Source organism: Moorena sp. SIO1G6 (assembly GCF_010672795.1).
GTDB classification, from domain to species: Bacteria; Cyanobacteriota; Cyanobacteriia; order Cyanobacteriales; family Coleofasciculaceae; genus Moorena; species Moorena producens.
In genome coordinates, this window is sequence record NZ_JAAHFZ010000035.1 from 24892 (window position 1) to 44983 (window position 20092).

Genomic DNA, 20092 nt, shown 5'->3' on the forward strand with positions numbered 1-20092 from the left:
CTGATGGCTGATAGCTGAAAGCTGAAAGCTGATGGCTGACCCGGTGATATCCTACCCACTCTTCGAGACTATCGGACTCAGGCTGTGTACTATATATAGAAGAGTCAAGACAAGAACATTCAAAAACAGGCTGCGTGGAAATTACATTTTTAGGAACTAGCTCCGGAGTCCCAACGCGATCGCGCAATGTGTCCAGTGTAGCGCTGCGCTTACCTCAGCGTGCAGAAGTCTGGCTGTTTGACTGTGGCGAAGGTACTCAGCATCAACTTTTGCGGAGTGACCTGAAAACCAGCCAGATCAGACGAATGTTCATTACCCACCTCCACGGCGACCATATTTTTGGTATGCCAGGTCTGTTGGCAAGCTGTGGCTTAGCGGGAAACATCGACAGGGTTGATATTTATGGACCACCAGGTTTAGATAGTTATCTCCAAGCTTGCCTAAAATACTCTCGCACCCATTTGGCATTCCCCTTCAAGGTTCACACAATAAAACCTGGTTTAGTCTACGAAGACCAGGAATTTACCGTTAGCTGTCTACCCCTGGAGCATCGTGTGCCAGCCTTTGGCTATCGAATATGTGAAAAAGACCGACCGGGCAGGTTTAATGTCGAAAAAGCGATCGCATTAGGAATTCCGTCTGGTCCTCTTTACGGTAAACTCAAACGGGGAGAAACGATTACCCTACCTAATGGGCGTAAGATTCAGGGTATTGACTTGTGTGGAGTACCCGAAACTGGTCGTAAAGTGGTTTATTGTACCGATACTATCTTCTGTGAGCAGGCTATTGAACTAGCAAAGGATGGAGATGTGTTGATTCACGAAGCTACTTTTGCCCATCAAGACGCTCAGATGGCTATTGAGCGCTTACATTCTACTTCTACCATGGCAGCTCAAGTTGCCCTTGGTGCAGGAGTCAAACAGCTAATTATGACCCATTTCAGTCCTCGTTATGCTCCAGGAAACCCCCTGAGGTTAGATGATTTGCTTCAAGAAGCACGGGCAATTTTCCCAAATACCATCTTAGCCCATGATTTCTTCACCTATGAAGTGCCTAGACGACGTTCAGAAGAAAAACAAGTGGTTTGTTGAATCTTGACTGTTGAGTTGAATCTTGACTGTTGAATCTTGACTGTTGAATCTTGACTGTTGAGTTAAATCTTGACTGTTGATTGTTAACCTTCTAACTTTCAACCTCCTAACTTTCAACCTCCTAACCTTAAACCTCCTAACCTTCAACCTCCTAACCTCCTAAGCTTATTACCTCCTAAGCTTATTACCTCCTAAGCTTATTACCTTCAATTACATTCCTCCACCTGAGAAACACGTCGGATATTTAACACATCGCTCATTTGTTGGATTTTGGCAAAGCTGCAGTTGAGTTGTTGGTGATCGAGAATATCAATGCACAGGTCAATTAGAGCTGGTTTGCCATACTGAGTTTTGACTTGAGCTTTACGGACATTAATGTTTTGGTCACTTAAGCGAGAGAGAATGTCTTTGAAGACACCAACCCGGTCAATGACTTCAATTTGCACATTTACCGGGTAGGTTTGGGGACGTCCGTTATCGACATCAGTGGGATTCCAGCTGACCGGTACTAGTCTTTCTCCTAAAACATTTTCCACATTCACACATCCTTGCCGATGAATGGAAATCCCCTTAGTGCGAGTGACTACCCCAATAATAGATTCTCCCGGTAAGGGGTTACAACATGCAGCCAGGCGATACAGTAGTCCTTCTACACCAGCAATAGGATGTGTCTTACTAGGAAGTTGGGATTGGAGATTAATGGGGGTAGAGCTAGAATACTGTTGGATAACTTCACTTTCTTCTGGCTGATTGTCTAAACCAGCGTGTAGTTCTTCCCTTAGTCGTTTCACTACAAAGTTGAGTGTCACTGCACCATGACCCAGGCCAGCCAGTAAATCCTCTACTTTGTGGTAGTTACAGCGCTCCGCCACAATTTGCATTGGTGCTGATTTGAGCAAGGCTTCAAATCCTTTTTTCCCAAGTTCCTTCTCTAAGAGTTCCCGACCCCGAGCCACATTTTCTTCCCGATGCGATCGCTTAAACCATTGCCGAATACGATTTCTGGCACTGGCTGTTACCACAAAGTTGAGCCAATCTAGACTAGGGTGAGCGTTTTTGGTGGTGATAATTTCTACAATATCCCCATTCTTGAGAGGACAATCGAGTACCCGCCATTCGCCATTAACTCGTACACCAGCACAATGGTTTCCCACCTCGGTATGAATCCGATAGGCGAAGTCTACGGCCGTTGCTCCCCGGCTCAAAGCAACTACGTCACCATCTGGTGTAAATACATAGACATCTTCATCAAATAAGTTATCTTTGATGTTTTCCATGTATTCCTGAGCATCTTTGAGGTCTTTCTGCCATTCCAATAACTGCCGCAGCCAAGTCAGCTTTTCATCATCAGCCGTGAATTTGGTGGTATTAGAGCCACCGGTTTCCTTATACTTCCAGTGAGCAGCAATACCCCATTCCGCCACATGGTGCATTTCCAGGGTGCGAATTTGGACTTCAATCGGGCGACCATTAAACCCAATCACTCCGGTATGGAGGGATTGATAGCGATTAGGTTTAGGTAAACCAATATAATCTTTAAACCGACCTGGAATTGGTCTAAACAGATCATGAACAACCGCTAAGGCTCGGTAGCATTCCTCTTTGGTTTCCACAATCACGCGCATTGCAGCAATATCATAGATTTCATGAAACCCCTTGTTCTGCCGCTGCATTTTCTGATATATTCCATACAGGTGCTTGGGGCGACTACTAATATCAACGCAATGAACACCGGTTTTCTGAATGCGCTCTCGCAAAAGTTCTGAGACTTCCTTGAGGCGCTGTTCCCGGTCTGAGCGTCTTTCTGCTACCAACGACTGAATTTCCCGATAAGCATCCCTTTCGAGATACTTAAAGGCTAAATCTTCTAGTTCCCACTTGAAGCAACCAATTCCTAACCTATTGGCTAGGGGGGCAAAGATATCTCGAGTTTCTTGGGCAATCTGACCCTGTTTTTGTGGCTTCAAGTATTCCAACGTCCGCATATTATGTAATCGATCTGCCAGTTTGACAACGATTACCCTAATATCTGCTGCCATGGCCAGGAACATCCGGCGGAAGTTCTCGGCTTGACGCTCAGTTTTACTCGAGAAGTTGAATTTAGATAGTTTGGTTACCCCTTCTACTAAATTTCGTACCTCCACTCCGAACCGGGATTCTATTTCTTCTGGAGTAATTTCCGTATCTTCAACTACATCATGGAGGAATCCAGCCGCTATCATAGTAGAGTTGCCTCCCAAATCCCTTAATAAATCAGCCACTGCAACAGGATGGGCAATGTAAGGCTCTCCTGATTTGCGGGACTGGCCTTGATGGAGTTGGTAAGCAAATTTAAATGCCTCAGCGATTAACAAAGTATGATCACCGACTGGTTCCTCTGCCGCTGATGAAGCGGCTCTTAAGCAATCTTGCAGCCAGTCAGGAATCTCGACGTTAAAATTCAAAATAGAGTAGGTGGCGATCGCGTCCATAATTATTTGCCCCTCAGAGAAAAAATAGATACCGGAGTCTAGGAAAACCGAAGTCTACCAAAATGAGTACTGACTCAGAAGGGTGGCAAGCTTGTCGATGCAGCCAAACCCTTCTCAGCAGTCGGTTTAAGTAAAGCTTCCTCTCACCCTCCTTTTTCGTCAAGCCAGAATGCTGTCCGGATGCTCAAGTTCAAAGAGATGGAAGCTTCCTCCAATATTTAAGTGGCAGAGCCAAATTGTTGGTTTGGTAACTGCCCTGTCTTTAAAAAGAAAAAATTCTTTACATTTATAATTTTACGCTAATAGGGCTCACAATGTTATCTCAATCACATAATCAAGCATTACGGGAATTCCAAGCAGCCCTAGAACAAATGTACTACCAAGTTGGCGCTGATGATGTGGCCCGATCAGCAATTCAGGAGCAGTTTCAAGCACTAAAGGGGCTGTTCATCACTCAGATCGCTAGTATTAGTGCCTCAGACATACCTCTGGATTATGCCTCTCGATGGCAGTCCCTAAAAACGGAAATTCACAAACAGATCCGATTATTGGAAAATGACCTGATGCTTCTGCAGGCATCCCGGAGTGCCCAGACAGCCAAATTAAGGCAGAAGGGAGTATGCGATCGCATTGGGACCCTGATTCAGTACTGCCAAGGGTGGCTGCAACAATCTCAGGAACAACCATAATACTCCTAGCGTAAGCATTCAGCTATCATCCTTAAAATTTATACAAAAGTTAAACCTGGCATCAAATCTTCATAAACGCGATCGCATATAGCAATCCTAAATCATTTGTAAAATTGGTAAAATCGTAAATCCTTGCAGGGCTTGGGTTATAGCGATAGCTTCGGCCAATATATTTCACGAATCATAAAGGAAACGCTATACATCGGACAGAGACACTGATAAATAAGAGGGAATGCACAGACAAAACAGCTCTATACTCCCTAATTTATACAACCACGAAGTGTCTAATCAGTTAAGTCAATTTCATTAAATATAAACTGCTTTCTGGATTAATGGCGACCGCTACTGTTTTAGGAGTTTTGTATTCTGCCAATCAAGCATCTGCAAATGTATCTGAGCAAGAATACAATCAACAGTATAGCAATTCAGGGAATTACGTACCAAAACTAACCTATGAGCAGTGGTAATACTTTAACGATTTCGTAAATGAAGAAAGATTAATGATAAATCAAGAGGATTTGCCTGAAATCGATTTTAATTTTCTGCGCTGGGAAAGTGGTGCCAACGATGTGGAAGTCTTTTTTATCAACGAAGGAGCCGGTTTCAGAAATCAACTATTCTATTCTGTGGATAATGGTAACAGTAAAGAAATAGTTTTTGATGATGTTTCCTCTCCCTTGAGCATTCTCCCTAACGACGATGGTCTTTTGGCACTTGGTCAAGGTGTAAATCTGGGGAATTTTGTCGGTGACACCTTTATTGAGTTTTTCATAAAGTCCGATGGGTACAATGATAATCGTGAAAACGACAAGTACTTTGGTTCCAATCGGGAAAAAATCCGCGACGAATTCAAGCTCGGCAGATTCAATCTCGACGGATTCATCATCTCTTGGGTTATGAAGTTGAATTTGGAGGGGAAAAGTTTGTGATGCTAGGATTTGAAGACGATTGGATATCAGAGCAAGCCCATGAGTCAGGAGACCAAGACTTTAACGATGTGGTCTTTGTTCTCAAGGGACTCACATACACACCGAGTCCAGCATCAGGCAGTGTATCCACACCAGAACCAGGAACTTTAGTAGGTACGCTGTTTGCGTTCGGAGTTATGGGGTTAACGTCAGTACAGAAACGCCAAGGTAAAAAATCCTAGTCATAAGACTGAGGGAAAAGAAGGCTAAAGATAGTTACTTGGTAATTGGGCATTGGTTATTGGTCATTGGTTATTGGCTTACTATTACCCATTTCCCATTATCCATTATCTATTATCCATTATCCATTACCCATTACACATTACCTATTACCTATTACCTATTACCAGAACGTAGTCATATTATTAGTTATCATCTGAATAGACAATATAAATCAAAACTAGTGTGTAGGAATACAGCAATGTTTCCTACACACTATCTATGTTTACCGCTATTAATAATGGGTGCATCTCAGTTGTGTTGTTTGACTCGGTAAAATCGAGATTTTGGGTTTTACCGAAACATGATTCAATAGTGATGCCCAGGAATATTGAGTGATTGTATGATCAAACCAGGGGGAAAGTTGACTGAAGAATGGATTTTATGCTATCAGTCTAGTGATTGTATGATCAAGCCAGGGTAAAAGTTGACTGAAGAATAGATTTTATGCTATCAGTCTTATGCTCTACATCTTCAGCTTAACCATCCTGGAGGTTTTGGTGTTCAAGAAAGAGTTTTTAGAGGCTAGAAGAAACTTAGATGTTGGAGCTTAGTTCTCAGTATAGTGATTTGCGCTATAAGTTTGCCAAGTATGGAGTCTTGGTTCTATCCCTTAATGAAACTCCAATGACCGCTGAAGACTATCAATGTATTCTTAATATTTCCCGCAAGACTGCTACTAGCTCAGTTACTGTGGGTGACAGAGGGGAAACTCACAACTTAGAAGTGGGTCGTCTGAAGACCGATACACCTTATCTACAAACTCTTACCTCTACTGCCACAGTGATTGAAAATATCCTCCTGAAGGAGCCAATGAAGGCCTTTTTTCAGTTCATAACCTGTGCTAAATTTCTAGAAATTCGACGCATTCAGTTGAATGTTATGAGACCTGGAGGCTATATTGGTGCTCACTATGATAATGATTCCGATCCACTGCGACATTTAGCAATTATTATTCATCTTCAGGAAGCTGATGAAGGTGGCGATCTAGTTGTTTATGATGAAGGAGGGTCTTCCTATGTATATCATCCTTTGTCAACTCAGATGGTACTCAGTGCAGGTGATCTACTCCACGAGGTGACTCCTGTTGTCCGAGGGGAACGACGGACTCTTGTAGCTTTTCTCTCTATAAAACATTAAATTGTCCCATAGGAAATTATCTGATGTCTATTGTTGTAAGCCCTCAACCCCCTCATCAACATTTAATGACCTTCCCTGGAGTTCTCTCTATTGGAGAGTGTGTTGATCTGGTTGAAGATGCAGCGAAGCACGAGTTGGAAGAAGCAAAAATTCGTGTCGGTCATGACTACTCTAAGCAAGTAATTGACCGTTCTTATCGATGGGCACATCTTCTCAAGATCCCTCAATTAACTGAGTATAGTTGGCTTTATCAACGCCTAATCGCATGTGCAGATCAGGCTAATGAGGTATTCAACTTCAACATTGAGAGGGAATTTTCAGAACCAATTGTTCTCCTACGTTACGGGATCGGAGGTCATTATAAGGAACATACTGATGTCAACAAAGGTGTAATTGGTGGACGCCGTATCAGCATTGTCGTTCAACTTAGCCCACCTGAAGACTATGAGGGGGGAAGTCTCATCTTTAGGAAAGCTGGACAAGTGGCTAGCACAGAGCAAGGCTCAGCAACACTCTTCCCATCCAGTTGGATTCACCAGGTACAGCCCGTTACACGAGGAACCCGCTTTGCTCTAGTAGCTTGGATTAATAGTCCGATCTTCGATGGAGTTTGATCGATCAGGAGTAGAACTAGCCAAGCTGTCACCAGGGGCAATCTAGCCTGAAACCCTTTTTGTTTACCGCTATCAAGAATGGCGATAGGACTTACCCAGGTGAAATTAACAATCAAGGTTTTAGCCAATAGAAAACCGGTAACTTCAGATTTACAGATGCTCACTGGATTCAGGCCAAATCAAACAGCAACACCTCTGCTTGCTCTTGACCCACTAATATCACAGATTCTGCTTGAGAAATAGCAGCACCATCACCAGCTTGTAGCAAGTAATTATCTAACTTAACCTGACCTCGTGCTACTTGTACCCAAATATGACGATCTTGATTAGCTTGGTAAATTACTGATGCACCAGCATCCAGGTTTGTGGCATAGACATTAACATCTTGATGAATGCTCACAGAACCATCTCGTCCGTCCTGTGAAGCAACTAATCTTAATTGATTCTGCTTTTCTTCTGGTGCATAAAATTTCTGCTCGTAGCTTGGTGTTAATCGAGTTTGATTCGGTAAAATCCAGATTTGCAGAAAATGGGCGATGTCAGCGGCTGAATAATTATACTCACTGTGGGCAATACCTTTTCCTGCACTCATCCGTTGCACTTCACCAGGACGAATAACTGTTGTATTGCCAAGGGTATCTTTGTGCTCAAGGGCTCCTTCTAGGACATAGGAAATAATTTCCATATCTCTATGGGAGTGAGTTCCAAAGCCACTTCCACCTTTAATCCGGTCTTGATTAATTACCCGCAGTTTACGAAATCCCATATGAGCGGGGTCGTAATAGTTGGCAAAGGAAAAGGTGTGGTAAGAATCAAGCCAACCGTAATTAGCATGTCCTCTTTCAGAGGATTTACGAATTTTGATTACTTTCTGATTGTTTGTGGTTACAGTCATCGGGTTTGTTTCCAAATCTTGTAATTAGTCATTAATAAACTTTGAGGAGTACTACACTTGGAATGATTCTCCAAAGCTCTCCCCATAGTAAACTTGTTCGATATAAAACCGTCCACCATAGAGTTTAAAGCGATGCAGCGCGGTCTTGGGGGTTTCCCCCATGAGCGACTGCATCAAGACAGGGTTCAGCGGCGTATCCCATGGGGAGTAAACAACACACATCTACTTCCGCAGGAATGTTAAATGCTTCTTTAATTTGAGCAGACACAAATCCTTCCATGGGACAGGTATCAACCCCAAAGCTTTTTGCCACAATCATTAAATGAGCAACGGCTAACATAGTGTGACGATTTGTCCAGGCTTCGGTGGATTGAAACGAGGGATGATACTCAAACAATTGAGGAATGGAGCTACGCATAATATCTGCATAAGCATCATTGACTCCACCAGCATCTTTACCAAGTTCAATCACCGATTCAATGTAATCGGTTTGATTAACTCGGCTATCGCCACAACAAATTAATACAACTGGAGCTTCTGTTACTTGACGCTGATCAAAGGCACAGGCTCTTAATTTTTCTTTGTTAGCTTCCTCTTGTACGACTATAAAGCGCCAGGGTTGTAAATTAAAACCGGAAGGCGATCGCACTCCTAAGCGAAAAATTTCTGTTAAGATTTCTTTGGGAATTGGATCAGGACGAAATGAACGGGCAGCACGACGCTTTTCTATTGCTTCTTTTAATCCCATTGAGGGTGATAGTTCGTTCATAGTTAGTTATTTGAAGGTTTAAAGTTGATAGGTTTAAAGTTGATAAGTTGAAGGTTTACAGGTTGAAGGTTTACAGGTTGAAGGTTTACAGGTTGAAGGTTAAAGTGTGTAGGGTGCGTTAGGGGTGCGCCTTGCCATCATTTCAACTTCGTAGCCAATAGCCCCGTAACGCACCACCGAAGGGCTCGAACTCATTTTCCACCTGGTAGTAAGCGTTGGTAAAGCCCGTCCCGTAACGCACCACTAGGTCAAACTAGATATCAATACCAAGCAAAAATTTGATATCTAGTGTTGAATAAATAAGCAATTAATTCGCACTTTATGACTATCTTTATCCTCTCAACTATAGTTTTATAAATTACCTATTAACTAGGAGCTATTACCCTGGCTAATTCTAGAATTTGGTAACGCAGTTTATGCTCTTAATTACTTGATGTTTTTACTCCATAGAAGCTTATATTACTAGCTTAGGTAGTAATTTGAATTTTGTCTAATATAATTTTTGGAGGGACTTGATACCTCGAAAGGTATGACTGATGCTATCTAACATTGAACTTAATCATCTTAAGACTTTTCTGGTCGTGGCGGAAGAGATGAATTTTGGGCGAGCTGCAGAGCGGCTTCATATTGCTCAACCGCCTCTGAGTCGTCAAATTAAACGCCTTGAGGAAAGCTTGGGGGTACAGCTTTTTCATCGTACCAAGCCCCAGATTCAACTAACTGAAGCTGGTAGGGCGTTGGTGTTAGAGGCGCGAAGGATCCTCAAGCAGGTGGATTTGGGTGTCCAAGTGACTCAGCGAGCTAGTCGTGGGGAAATTGGCCAGATTATCTTGGGGTTTGAGGGGTTTTCTTCAGCTGATATTGTCCCGTTATCGATTCAAGCTTATAAGCAGCAATTCCCTGATGTACACATTGTGGCGAAGGAGATGTCAACTGGGGAACAAGTTCAGGCATTGTTGGAGCAACGGATTGATTTGGGTTTTATTGTGCCTCGCAAGGTGGATGAATCACTGATGGTGGAAACGATTCTGCGAGAACCTTTGGTGTTGGCGGTATCTGAAACTCATCCCCTAGCTAGTCAAGATCAGGTGCAACTACAGCAACTCCAGGATGAACCGTTTATTCTGGGATTAAATACTGATCAATGTGGTTTATATTCGGCGGTGATTCGTGTTTGTCACCAGGCTGGCTTTACTCCTGAGGTGAGTCAAGTAACCAATGAAACCCAACTGATGTTGGGATTTGTGGCAGCGGGTATGGGAATTGCTCTATTGCCCAATTCGATCAGACGTTTTCGTCGAGATGGGGTAGTGTATCGCTCAGTACAACCTTCTACAGCAGAGATTGTGTTAGCGATCGCATGGCGTATTACTAATCCTTGTCCTACTCTTGAGCAGTTTTTACAAGTAGTTAGAGATACAGCCAATCTGTAAGCATTCAGCCGTCAGCTGTCAGCTTTTTAATAAAAGAGATAAGTATTAAGCTGTTCAGCATTTAGATTGGGATACCTAAATTGCTCAAAGGGAACAGGGAAAAGGGAACAGGGAACAGGGAACAACCAATTTAAATGCACATCAGCTTAGAATACGGCGGTTTGCATAACTATCAGGTACACAGGATTGTTTGCCCACTTCCGACTTCCGACTTCCCTGCTCCGAAGTCCCTGCTTCCTAAAACCCAAGAATTTGTACCTAACTCAATTGCAAACCGCTGTACTCAGTCCCCAACCAGTACTTATAGTATGGTTGGGGATTTTATCCTAGTTAGTAAGGTACGAATGGTAATATCTACAACTACTTTCAGCATTAATAGCTCCAAGAGTTTAAAAAAAACTTCCGTTAGTCCAAGTTCTCCGAGAATTGAATAAGAAGTGTCTTTAGCAGAATAAACCTCTATGAGATTGTCAAACAGTAATCACAATAGATTTAATTTATTCAATAAACCTAAGATTATTAATTCTTACTCTTATCCTGAGACCATATAATAAATAAATACAATAACCATATAACAAGACTAACAAGACTTAATATTAAAGCCTCTTTATGAAACCCTAACTTATATAAAATAGTTATAAAAATCCCAGAAACTGCCAAGATCAAATAAAAATTACTTACTCTAATCTGTTTAACCTCTTCATATATTTTTAAAAATGTTTGTCCTATAAGTGAAAGTGGTTGATCAAATATATTTCTTAGAAAATATAATGTAATTAAAAACGACAATATATATACCCAAGGGATTATCTTGTCAGTCTCAAAAAAAATAAATAATAATAGTAAGCTAAAATTGGCAACAAACCAAGATAGACCTGCTATCATTATAAAAGCTGCTATTATTTGGATTAAACCTATTATTAAAGCTAAGTAAATCATAATAACTCCTATCAATTACTTAAAGATAATGATAATCTTAGTAACTCGACACACACTAAAAATAACCCATATTTAGTTATCAGTATTTTATTTTACTTTTATGCAAATTTTTAAATATTTTTAATTTTAGGGATAGGTTGTTTAGGTTAAATCAGGTTTCTTCGATACTACGGCCAGGGTAAACGCATCTAATTTTTTTATTCCTACATATAGTGTTTATTTAATTTAATGAACACTATATGTATAAAATCTATTGTCAATAAGCACAATAATACTGGGTTTATTGAGAACTACCCCCGGTTTATTGACAAGATGCGCTTACCCTGTAACTGGTTTGCTCATTGTTGTTACTGTACCTCATAGTTATGCAAACCGTCGTAATGTTGAGTTACGTCACCTATCAGCTATCATCTATCAGCTTATGGGCGCTTGGGCAAGCTACACCGAACAGCTTTTGAATAAGTAATGCAGCGCGGTCTTGGGGGTTCCCCCATGAGCAACTGCCGTGGTTTCCCCGGAGACGAAACCTTAGAGAGGTGCGGCTCGTTCTAGCTAAGGAGCCTCCCGTAGTAGGGAGGGGTATGAGCTAGGGGCGCGAAGAGTAATCTTCAAAACCCAACTAACTGTTGAATGGTGGTGAAAGTCCACCCCTTGAAGAGACAAGTGACTCCTTATCTGGCCACACCGAGGTGGGCGGCAACCCACCAGAGTGACGCTGGCATCAGGGCGGAATCAGAGGTAAATCAGATGTGCCACACTGCCGCTAAAAGGGAGGCGACATGGGTAGATTAACAAAAGTCCTTAAAAAGTGTCTGACGGTCAAGCCGCAATCTGAAGAGAATATGCGAGACTTTATCCTTTTATTCTCACGATGCTTTCTTTCTGGTAATCGTAATCTCTGAGAAGAGGATAGGCAAAATGGTTAGAAGTTACCGCAAGAATAGTGGAGCCTTTATAGTTAGTCGGCTATGGGTAAAAGGGTTAAAAATTTTGTAGTAAGGCTCCACTATTCTAAGGTTTCATCTCCGGACTGCCCTAAATCGTCAAAACAATCTAACAGTTGGAACGAGTAAAAACGACAGCAAAAAGAGTCTGGGGAAAGGTCGAAACCTCAGTAAGTTATGCCAAACTTAATCCTCACTGTCGGGTAAGATGCAGTCGAATAACTGACTGCGGGTATCCAGAAAACACAAACTCTAGGAGAGTATAGGTAGACGCATGTCCAATAGATATAGCGACCTCTGGAAAAGTCAAAAGTGGAAAAAACTCCGCCAAGACTTATTCCGCCTACAAAAGCGAGTGTTCAAAGCGATTCGAGATGGTGACCTGAAGAAGGCGCGGTCTTTACAAAAACTGATTCTGAAATCCCGTGCAGCACAACTTTTGGCTGTCCGTCAAGTCACACAATTGAATAAAGGGAAAAAGACGGCTGGAGTTGATGGCCTGTCAAGCCTCAACTACAGACAGCGAATGGAACTGGTAGAAACATTGAACGACCATGCCTCTGACTGGAAGCATAGCCGAGTTCGTGAAATTCCAATCCCGAAAAAGAATGGAAAAGTAAGAATGTTGAAAATACCAACTATCGCTGACCGAGCCTGGCAATGTCTAATTAAGTTTGCGCTAGAACCAGCTCATGAAGCAGGTTTTAGCGGAGATAGCTACGGATTCCGCACCGGTAGATGTGCTCAAGACGTACAAAAACGCTTACAGCTACATCTAAAATCGGACAAAAACGGAATCAACAAAAGGGTGATCGAATTAGACATCAAAAAATGCTTTGACCGTATCTCACATAACTCCATCATGGAGCGCGTCATAGCCCCGGCAGCTATCAAAAAGGGAATATTCCGATGTCTTAAAGCAGGAGTAAATCCCGAGTTTCCGGAGCAAGGCACACCTCAAGGGGGAGTAGTGAGTCCCTTATTAGCCAACATCGCACTCGACGGAATAGAGGACATACACACCAGTCTGAGATATGCCGACGATATGGTGTTCATCCTTAAGCCAAAAGACAATGCTGAGAAGATACTAGACAAAGTTAAAGCCTTCCTAGCAGAGCGCGGAATGGAAATCAGTGAAGAAAAGACCAAGTTAACTAAAACGACAGACGGGTTTGACTTCCTATGAAGTTACCGTAATAATAAAGAAGCCTTTACAGGGGACAGACTATGCAAAAAAGGGTTAAAAATTATTAATTAAGGCTTCTTTATTCTAAGGTTTCGTCTCCGTGGCTGGAATTTCCTCCTCCAGAAAAACGGAAAGTTTCGGTCAATTCCCTCAGAGGAAAACCACCGAAACATCCGGAAGAAGATTAAAACTGTGGTCAACAGCTCGAATTATGGTGCTGAAATAAAAGCAACGAAACTAGCACCCATCGTGCGCGGTTGGCGAAACTACCATAGTAGCTGTGATATGAACAGCAGCAGGGATTCCTTATGGTTCATGGGCAACACTGCCCACCGAAAGTTCCGAAAGGAAAAGAAAGTAAGTCGGTATAGAGCTACAGAACTATGCAAAAAGGCATTCCCAAAAGTGGGGTACAAACAAAACCAACACGTAAACGTAAGGGGCACCAAGTCACCCTACGACGGCGACCTGGTATACTGGAGTAATCGAAATTCCCGATTATACTCCGATGCTACGTCAGAAGCTTTGAAAAAGCAAAACCATTCCTGCGGATATTGCGGGTTGAGGTTGATCGAAGACGAGGATGTACATCTTCATCACATAGATGGAAACCACGACAACTGGTCAAAAAAGAACCTATCAGCAGTTCACCAAAGCTGCCACCAGCAAATACATTGGAGCAAAAGCGAGGTGCGCTTTCCAATGGGCAGATAAACTGCCCCTGGGTCGCACCTCAGCTAAGGATATCTAGGAGCCGTGTGAGGCGAAAGTTTCATGCACGGTTCTGAAGGAGAGGTGCTCCCCGTAATAGGGGACATCGACTCTAATTGGAGCCTTTATAGTCGGAGTCGGCAGGTTATAGGTAAAAGGTTTAAGTCTTTTGTAATAAGGCTCCACTCTCTTACGGTAACTTTAAACCATGAGCGACTGGATCAAGACAACAAGTAACCATTCTTTTAATCTGAATTGAGTCTGCATGATAGCTGACCGCTAACGCCACGCACTTCAAGCAGGGTGCCCGTAGCGCATATGCTTATATGGGCTTTTCCCCAGACTTTCAATGTTATTTTAAGCTCACGGCTGACAGCTGACAGCTGTTCGCGTAGCCTGCCCGTAGCGCATATGCTTACAAATAACCTTCAACATTTACCCTTTAACTATTGTTTTTAACAAAACTCGCGGAATTCCCCAACCTCGTGCGTTGTAGGTTGGGTTAGAAGTTACCGCAAGAATAGGGCAGCCTTTATGGTTGGTCGGCTATGCATAAAAGGTTTAAAACTTATTGATTAAGGCTGCCCTATTCTAAGGTTTCGTCTCCGGGATGGATAGCGAGCCAGGAAATTCATCTTATCCCTTGACATATTACTACTAAATACATATAATATTAAGCAAGGTCGATAACAAGGTTGAGTGCAGTGAAACATAAAGCCGTCAAAGTTAGAATTTATCCCACGCAAGAACAAGTTCAAGTATTAGCTCAGCATTTTGGATGTGCTCGCTGGTGGTGGAACTATGCCTTGAATCAGTGCATAGAAACCTATAAAGAAACTGGCTTTGGGCTAAAGCAATCTGCACTCAACTCTATGTTGCCAAAGCTCAAGAAACAAAAGGAGACTGAATGGCTGAAAGATTGTTACTCTCAGGTTCTGCAATCCGTGAGTCTCAATCTTAGTCGTGCTTACCAAAATTTTTTTGAGGGAAGAGCAAAATATCCTAGATTCAAGTCGTACCATCACCGTCAATCAATCCAGTATCCTCAAAACGTAAAACAGGTAGGAGATTGCCTTAAATTCCCTGGAAAACTAGGAATTGTCAAGGCAGTAATTCACCGACCACTGGATGGAGAATTTAAAACTGTGACAGTCAGTAAAACTCCTTCCGGAAAATATTATGCTTCTGTGTTAATGGAGTACGAGGGTGATGGAGTGAAGCTGTTAAAGAACGGAGGTGCGCTTGACCTAGGCGAATTTAATTCGCCTAGGTCAAGCGCACCTAAGGTGATCGGTATTGACTTAGGTATCAAAGATTTGGCGATTACCTATGACGGTGAAAAGACCTCTAAGTTCAGTAATCCCAAGCATCTGGCTAAGTATGAAAAGAAGTTAGCCAAAAAACAGCGTATTGCTGCTCGAAAGAAAAAAGGCAGCAGTGGGCGTAAAAAGGCCAGAAAGATTGTAGCTAAGGTATACGAGCGAATTGGAAATGTCCGCCAAGACTACCTACATAAGCTGTCTAGAAAGATAGTAGATCAGAACCAAGTAGTGGTAGTCGAAAACCTGAATGTCAAGGGCATGGTTCGTAACCATAAATTAGCTAAAGCAATTTCTGATCTGGGCTGGGGAACCTTTGTCAATTTCCTTTCTTACAAATGCGAAAAAGAAGGGAAAGTATTGGTAGAGATAAATCGGTGGTTCCCCAGTTCTAAGACCTGTTCTAATTGTCATTATCAAATCAAAGAGTTACCACTTGACGTAAGGACTTGGACTTGTCCAAGTTGTGGAACTCACCACGATAGAGATGGTAATGCGGCAAAAAATATTAGGGCAGAAGGAATCAGAATGCTATCCTCCTCTGGGACGGGGGGGGACAACGCCAGTGGAGAAGAAGTAAGACCAAGACGTGGGCGTCCGTCCAAGTTAAGGCGTTCTTCCGTGAAGCTGGAAGCCCCGACCTCTACGAAGTAGGTCGGGGTAGTTCACCTATTATATTTAACTGAGCAACCGTAAGGCTGAGTGACTGTTGTTTCTACTGGTTTATTAGTAATAACACTATCCACAGCAGCTTGGACATAGTTGCTAGCAGTTTCTACATCGGCTGGATTAGCTGAGGGTTTATTATCAATTGCTCCCATGTATTTTAAGACTCCATCAGTATCAATAACATACATATGGGGTGTAGTGCGAGCCTGATATAGACGACCAATGGTGCCTTCGGAGTCTATAATTACTGCTGTGGGATTAGCGCTACTGCTTTTAATCAATTCATTGGCTTTTTGAGGGGTGACATGACCTTGCTTTCCTGGAGCTGAGGAGATAATAGATAACCAGACTACTCCCTTGCTGGTGGCTTCTTTCTGAAGTTTCTGCATGTTACCGCTGTTGTAATGTTTGCGGACAAAGGGACATTGATGATTAGTCCATTCCAATACTACAACTTTGTCTTTGAAATCACTGAGCTTGTGGGTGGTATTGTTGCTGTCAACTCCAGTGAATTCTGGTGCTTTTCCATCAATCTGTAATGGTGATGATGCTGCAATTGCGGTGGATACTTGACTTGTATTTTTGGCATCTTTGGTGAGGGGAGTAGTCTGGCATCCAGTGATAATTAAGGCTAGGGCTACTAATCCAGTAGTGGTAATTTTCTGACCGTTAACTTTGAGAAAGTTGTTCATGTTTTTTGATGGCTGATTGTTGATTATTGATTGTTGATTGTTGATTATTACTTGTTACTTGTTATTTGCCATTTCATTAAATTCTACCTAAATTTTATATAGGGATCCTAAATTAATTGTGATAATTTTTGATGCCATATTCCCTACTCCCTACTCCCAAATCCGCTGGGGTGCATCTCTTGTTTGCTGTTTGACCCGATGGTGCGTTACGGGGCTGGCTATCTTAACACTGGTTTAGAGGCAGAAAATGAGGGCTCGCCCGCCCCTAACGCACCCTACGCTACTCCCGACTCCTGACTCCGTTTGCTATAGTTTTTTGATGGCACGTTGAACTTGCTCTGGGGATAGAATCTGAGGTAGTATAATTGGCTGGGTAAATTCTGAGTCTGGTGGATACAATACATAAAGGGGTACGCCACTACGTCCGAAGGATTCTAGAGCTTTGGTGATGGCTGGGTCACGATTAGTCCAATCTGCTTTGAGTAGGGCAATTTTTTTAGACTCAAAGGCGGCTATGGTTTCTGGCTGGTTTAGGGCTACACGCTCATTAACTAGACAGGTAATGCACCAGGATGCTGAAAAATTCAGGAATACTGGGCTTCCTGATTGCCTTAGTTTAACTAGTCGTTCAGCTGTATAGCCTTGCCATTTGATGCCGTTATTTTGATTATGGGTCAGTGCAGTAGGAGTGGTGCTGGAAACTTGGGCTAAGCTCAGGGAAAATCCTAGGGCGACTAAGGCGCAGATTGAGCCAAGATGCTTTCCTAGAGGGGGGAGTAGGCGGGTTTTTTGGTGCAACCAAGTGGCAAAGGCAATTAGGATTAGTCCTGTTAGGGCAGCTGCTAAACCGTTGGTTCCAGTTTGCTGGACTAATACCCAGATTAACCAGGCGGTGGCGGCGTACATGGGGAATGCCAGAAGCTGTTGGAAGGTTTCCATCCATGCTCCTGGTTTGGGTAAAATACGCTGCAATCCTGGGGTGAAGCTAATGGCTAGGTAGGGCAGGGCTAGCCCAAGACCGAGCATTTCAAAGATTGCGATCGCTATCGGTACGGATTGGGTCAGGGCTACTCCCAGGGCGGTTGCCATGAATGGTGCGGTGCAGGGAGTGGCGACTACGGTGGCAAAGACTCCTGTGAAAAATTCCCCGATGTATCCTGAGCGAGTGGTTAATCGTTGCCCAATTCCCATGATGGAAGCACCGAAGATAAAGACTCCCGATAGGCTTAAGCCAACGGCAAACATTAGATATGCCATTAAGGTAACGAAAACGGGGGATTGTAGCTGGAATCCCCAACCGATTTGTTGCCCTAGCGATCGCAAAATTAATAGCACACTGGCCACTACGGTAAAACTGACGAGAATGCCTACAGTGAATGCGATCGCATGGCGTCTCACTTGCTTGGGACTTTTCTGGGATTTTTGGACTATGTTGAGTGCTTTGAGGGATAGCACTGGGAAGACACAGGGCATCAGGTTTAGGATTATGCCTCCGAGTAGTGCTAGCAGGAGCAATTGCCATCGGGGTTGGGTTGGGGTTGGGGCGGTTTTGCCTATTTCATTGCTTACTGCGGCTTCAATGGAGAAGGCTTGGACTACAGATTGGTTGTCTAGGGATTCTCGAATCACTAGCACTCCAGTGATGGGGTCGAGTTTCCTAAGATAGCCTCGCTCTAATCGCAAGGTGATTCCATCTTGATTAAGTTCTGCGATTTGAGGCGCTGGGTTGCTAATGATACCGTCTTGATGTGGGAAAAAGGTCACCTCTTGGATTTGAGCCTCTTCCATTTCGGGGGCTTCAACTTGCAGGGTTAAGTCTTTTGGTTCGATAGTCACCGTGACTTTCCATGGGGAGGGTTTGGGTAGAGCTTGACGGGCTTGCTCAAATACCTGTACCCACCGTTGGTTGACTAAGGTAGGTCTAGAGGTAATTGGTAAGGTGAGGTTGAGGGTGCCTTCTTCTGGAATACAGTTTACTTCACAGACCAGCCAATCAGCTTTTACTCGGAGTTGGAGAGAATCGGGAGTAGCTAGGTTGGCTGGGGGTGTGATTTGGCTGAGTAGGGTAACCTCTTCTTCATAGCCAAAGTTCATTAATGGCTCAAGGGGTAACCGCTGGGGATAGGGCCAAACGATGTCTCCCACTTCAAAGCCGGGGGGTATAGTCCAGTTAAGGGTAGCTCCAAGACCAGAGTCACCAGGGTTTCGCCAATAGGTGTGCCAGCCGGGATTGATGTTGAAGTGTAGTCCTACCCAGAAGGGGGTTCCAGGTTGAATGTTGATCACTTCGCTGATCAATTGCACCTCAACGTTCTCGGTTTGGACTGGGTTAGCCGAGGCAGGAGCAATGGGTAGTAAGGTAGTGGATAGGGTTAGGGCTAGGGCTATGATCCAGGTGAGGAGTTGGTGCAACATGATGACTCTACTGATACATGTTTAACCTACACGATTTTTTTTTAGGAATCATTGATCGCGTATTCCAATGGGATGAAAGCGTTGTTCAGCCTTCCCAAACTTCTTCCATGACCATGACAAAACCAGGCAGCACTGATTCATCCCCCTTCACCGTAGCTGGATTGTCCAACTGCTCCACTTCTACCCCAGGACGGTAAATATATACTTGACGACTATTTGGCTCAATCAACCACCCCAACAGAGCGCCATTTGACCTGTACTCTTCCATCTTTTCCTTAAGACTCTTCACCCTATCACTGGGAGAGCGCAACTCAATCACAAAATCTGGGCACAGAGGAATAAACTTTTTCCTTTGTTGAGGCGTTAGGGCTTCCCACCTGTCTTTTTTGACCCAAGAAGCATCAGGGGAACGTTCTGCACCATTGGGCAGCTTAAAGCCACCAGAAGACTCAAATACCTTGCCTAGCTTTGTTTGGCGATTCCACAACTGTAGCTGAAAATTAATGTTGGAATTTTTTTGAGATGTTTCACCTCCTGTGGGGGGCATAACAATTATTTTTCCGTCTAATGTGCGCTCAATTCGTAAATCTCGATTAATCTGACAAAACTCAAAAAATTGATCATCATCCATAGCCCATGCCGGGGGCATCCTCAACACAATGGGATTGGTTTCAACAGGTGTGGTGGCTACTTTCATGGCGATCTCTACTTCCCGCACAAAAGAGTTTCTTCTATTCTAGTTAACAAGAATACCCAGTCTTTAGCCTAAAAACCCAGCTAAGTTGCACGTCACTCCATTCTCCTGACCCTTGAATCGCAGAACTGCCATCTGCTGCAACTGCTCCAAATAAGTGCAATGTCATTTTTGTACTCCTTATTATAATTCTGATCAATCGGGATTATCGTACCATACTATAGTACTTACGAA

Annotated in this window: 16 protein-coding genes and 3 pseudogenes; 11 read left to right on the plus strand and 8 right to left on the minus strand. The window is 43.2% G+C overall.

From position 1 onward, the window contains the following. Window positions 1-134 precede the first annotated feature (134 nt). Window positions 135-1091, plus strand: a complete 957-nt coding sequence (locus tag F6K63_RS25555; RefSeq protein ID WP_287313452.1) for a ribonuclease Z — start codon at window positions 135-137, stop codon at window positions 1089-1091. A 206-nt stretch (window positions 1092-1297) separates the two neighbouring features. Here the strand turns inward: F6K63_RS25555 and F6K63_RS25560 are convergent, their stop codons facing one another. Next, window positions 1298-3562: a RelA/SpoT family protein gene (locus F6K63_RS25560; RefSeq protein ID WP_287313453.1), complete on the minus strand. Its 2265-nt coding sequence runs from the start codon at window positions 3560-3562 to the stop codon at window positions 1298-1300. A gap of 314 nt (window positions 3563-3876) precedes the next feature. On the opposite strand from F6K63_RS25560, the gene patD reads away from it, so the two are divergent. The 6 genes from patD to F6K63_RS25590 all read left to right on the plus strand — a co-directional run bounded on the left by patD (window position 3877) and on the right by F6K63_RS25590 (window position 7192). Further along, window positions 3877-4251, plus strand: coding sequence for a heterocyst frequency control protein PatD (patD, locus tag F6K63_RS25565; protein ID WP_287313454.1), 375 nt, complete (start codon window positions 3877-3879; stop codon window positions 4249-4251). A gap of 332 nt (window positions 4252-4583) precedes the next feature. After that, window positions 4584-4718 (plus strand): hypothetical protein, encoded by a 135-nt coding sequence (locus tag F6K63_RS25570; protein WP_008190529.1) that lies wholly within the window; start codon window positions 4584-4586, stop codon window positions 4716-4718. Window positions 4719-4751: 33 nt separating this feature from the next. Next, window positions 4752-5180 (plus strand): hypothetical protein, encoded by a 429-nt coding sequence (locus F6K63_RS25575; protein WP_008190532.1) that lies wholly within the window; start codon window positions 4752-4754, stop codon window positions 5178-5180. Continuing rightward, the gene (locus F6K63_RS25580; protein ID WP_502708357.1) at window positions 5177-5401 is read left to right on the plus strand and encodes a PEP-CTERM sorting domain-containing protein; all 225 of its coding nucleotides are present in this window, start codon (window positions 5177-5179) and stop codon (window positions 5399-5401) included. The genes F6K63_RS25575 and F6K63_RS25580 overlap by 4 nt, the downstream gene beginning before the upstream one ends. 577 nt (window positions 5402-5978) lie before the next feature. Continuing rightward, a complete protein-coding gene (locus F6K63_RS25585) occupies window positions 5979-6578 on the plus strand; it encodes a 2OG-Fe(II) oxygenase (protein ID WP_287313455.1) in 600 nt (199 codons plus the stop codon). Between the two features lie 23 nt (window positions 6579-6601). Beyond that, window positions 6602-7192, plus strand: a complete 591-nt coding sequence (locus F6K63_RS25590; protein WP_071105899.1) for a 2OG-Fe(II) oxygenase — start codon at window positions 6602-6604, stop codon at window positions 7190-7192. A gap of 169 nt (window positions 7193-7361) precedes the next feature. Here F6K63_RS25590 and F6K63_RS25595 read toward each other — a convergent pair whose 3' ends face one another. Together F6K63_RS25595 and F6K63_RS25600 are read right to left on the minus strand one after the other, a co-directional pair. Beyond that, a complete protein-coding gene (locus F6K63_RS25595) occupies window positions 7362-8087 on the minus strand; it encodes a pirin family protein (protein WP_071105898.1) in 726 nt (241 codons plus the stop codon). A gap of 51 nt (window positions 8088-8138) precedes the next feature. Next, a pseudogene (locus F6K63_RS25600) lies at window positions 8139-8856 on the minus strand (nitroreductase family protein). A 536-nt stretch (window positions 8857-9392) separates the two neighbouring features. On the opposite strand from F6K63_RS25600, the gene F6K63_RS25605 reads away from it, so the two are divergent. Then, window positions 9393-10289 (plus strand): LysR family transcriptional regulator, encoded by an 897-nt coding sequence (locus F6K63_RS25605; RefSeq protein ID WP_287313457.1) that lies wholly within the window; start codon window positions 9393-9395, stop codon window positions 10287-10289. Window positions 10290-10808: 519 nt separating this feature from the next. On the opposite strand, the gene F6K63_RS25610 is transcribed toward F6K63_RS25605, so the two are convergent. Beyond that, window positions 10809-11228, minus strand: coding sequence for a hypothetical protein (locus F6K63_RS25610; RefSeq protein ID WP_287313458.1), 420 nt, complete (start codon window positions 11226-11228; stop codon window positions 10809-10811). Window positions 11229-12446: 1218 nt separating this feature from the next. Here F6K63_RS25610 and F6K63_RS25615 point away from each other — a divergent pair. From F6K63_RS25615 to F6K63_RS25630, 3 genes and pseudogenes are all read left to right on the plus strand, one after another. After that, window positions 12447-13355 (plus strand): annotated as a pseudogene (locus F6K63_RS25615) (reverse transcriptase domain-containing protein); the annotation flags it as partial. A gap of 105 nt (window positions 13356-13460) precedes the next feature. Next, window positions 13461-14072 (plus strand): annotated as a pseudogene (locus F6K63_RS37995) (HNH endonuclease signature motif containing protein); the annotation flags it as partial. A gap of 701 nt (window positions 14073-14773) precedes the next feature. Continuing rightward, window positions 14774-16042 carry an RNA-guided endonuclease InsQ/TnpB family protein gene (locus F6K63_RS25630; protein WP_287313459.1) on the plus strand — a complete coding sequence of 423 codons (1269 nt, stop codon included), beginning with the start codon at window positions 14774-14776 and terminating at the stop codon, window positions 16040-16042. Between the two features lie 11 nt (window positions 16043-16053). On the opposite strand, the gene F6K63_RS25635 is transcribed toward F6K63_RS25630, so the two are convergent. From F6K63_RS25635 to F6K63_RS25650, 4 genes are all read right to left on the minus strand, one after another. Continuing rightward, window positions 16054-16749: a redoxin domain-containing protein gene (locus F6K63_RS25635; RefSeq protein WP_287313460.1), complete on the minus strand. Its 696-nt coding sequence runs from the start codon at window positions 16747-16749 to the stop codon at window positions 16054-16056. 306 nt (window positions 16750-17055) lie between these two features. After that, window positions 17056-19164 carry a protein-disulfide reductase DsbD family protein gene (locus tag F6K63_RS25640; RefSeq protein ID WP_287313461.1) on the minus strand — a complete coding sequence of 703 codons (2109 nt, stop codon included), beginning with the start codon at window positions 19162-19164 and terminating at the stop codon, window positions 17056-17058. Between the two features lie 85 nt (window positions 19165-19249). Continuing rightward, window positions 19250-19861, minus strand: coding sequence for a Uma2 family endonuclease (locus F6K63_RS25645; RefSeq protein ID WP_287313462.1), 612 nt, complete (start codon window positions 19859-19861; stop codon window positions 19250-19252). A gap of 43 nt (window positions 19862-19904) precedes the next feature. Continuing rightward, on the minus strand, window positions 19905-20027 hold the full coding sequence (locus F6K63_RS25650; protein ID WP_287313463.1) for a hypothetical protein: 123 nt from the start codon (window positions 20025-20027) through the stop codon (window positions 19905-19907). Window positions 20028-20092: the final 65 nt, after the last annotated feature.

What these genes read in the sequence shown, in the direction of transcription:
- F6K63_RS25560 (WP_287313453.1), bottom strand. Translation starts at nt 3,562, where the DNA reads ATGGACGCGATCGCCACCTACTCTATTTTGAATTTTAACGTCGAGATT.
- patD (WP_287313454.1), top strand. Translation starts at nt 3,877, where the DNA reads ATGTTATCTCAATCACATAATCAAGCATTACGGGAATTCCAAGCAGCC.
- F6K63_RS25570 (WP_008190529.1), top strand. Translation starts at nt 4,584, where the DNA reads ATGGCGACCGCTACTGTTTTAGGAGTTTTGTATTCTGCCAATCAAGCA.
- F6K63_RS25575 (WP_008190532.1), top strand. Translation starts at nt 4,752, where the DNA reads ATGATAAATCAAGAGGATTTGCCTGAAATCGATTTTAATTTTCTGCGC.
- F6K63_RS25585 (WP_287313455.1), top strand. Translation starts at nt 5,979, where the DNA reads ATGTTGGAGCTTAGTTCTCAGTATAGTGATTTGCGCTATAAGTTTGCC.
- F6K63_RS25590 (WP_071105899.1), top strand. Translation starts at nt 6,602, where the DNA reads ATGTCTATTGTTGTAAGCCCTCAACCCCCTCATCAACATTTAATGACC.
- F6K63_RS25595 (WP_071105898.1), bottom strand. Translation starts at nt 8,087, where the DNA reads ATGACTGTAACCACAAACAATCAGAAAGTAATCAAAATTCGTAAATCC.
- F6K63_RS25605 (WP_287313457.1), top strand. Translation starts at nt 9,393, where the DNA reads ATGCTATCTAACATTGAACTTAATCATCTTAAGACTTTTCTGGTCGTG.
- F6K63_RS25610 (WP_287313458.1), bottom strand. Translation starts at nt 11,228, where the DNA reads ATGATTTACTTAGCTTTAATAATAGGTTTAATCCAAATAATAGCAGCT.
- F6K63_RS25635 (WP_287313460.1), bottom strand. Translation starts at nt 16,749, where the DNA reads ATGAACAACTTTCTCAAAGTTAACGGTCAGAAAATTACCACTACTGGA.
- F6K63_RS25640 (WP_287313461.1), bottom strand. Translation starts at nt 19,164, where the DNA reads ATGTTGCACCAACTCCTCACCTGGATCATAGCCCTAGCCCTAACCCTA.
- F6K63_RS25645 (WP_287313462.1), bottom strand. Translation starts at nt 19,861, where the DNA reads ATGAAAGTAGCCACCACACCTGTTGAAACCAATCCCATTGTGTTGAGG.
- F6K63_RS25650 (WP_287313463.1), bottom strand. Translation starts at nt 20,027, where the DNA reads ATGACATTGCACTTATTTGGAGCAGTTGCAGCAGATGGCAGTTCTGCG.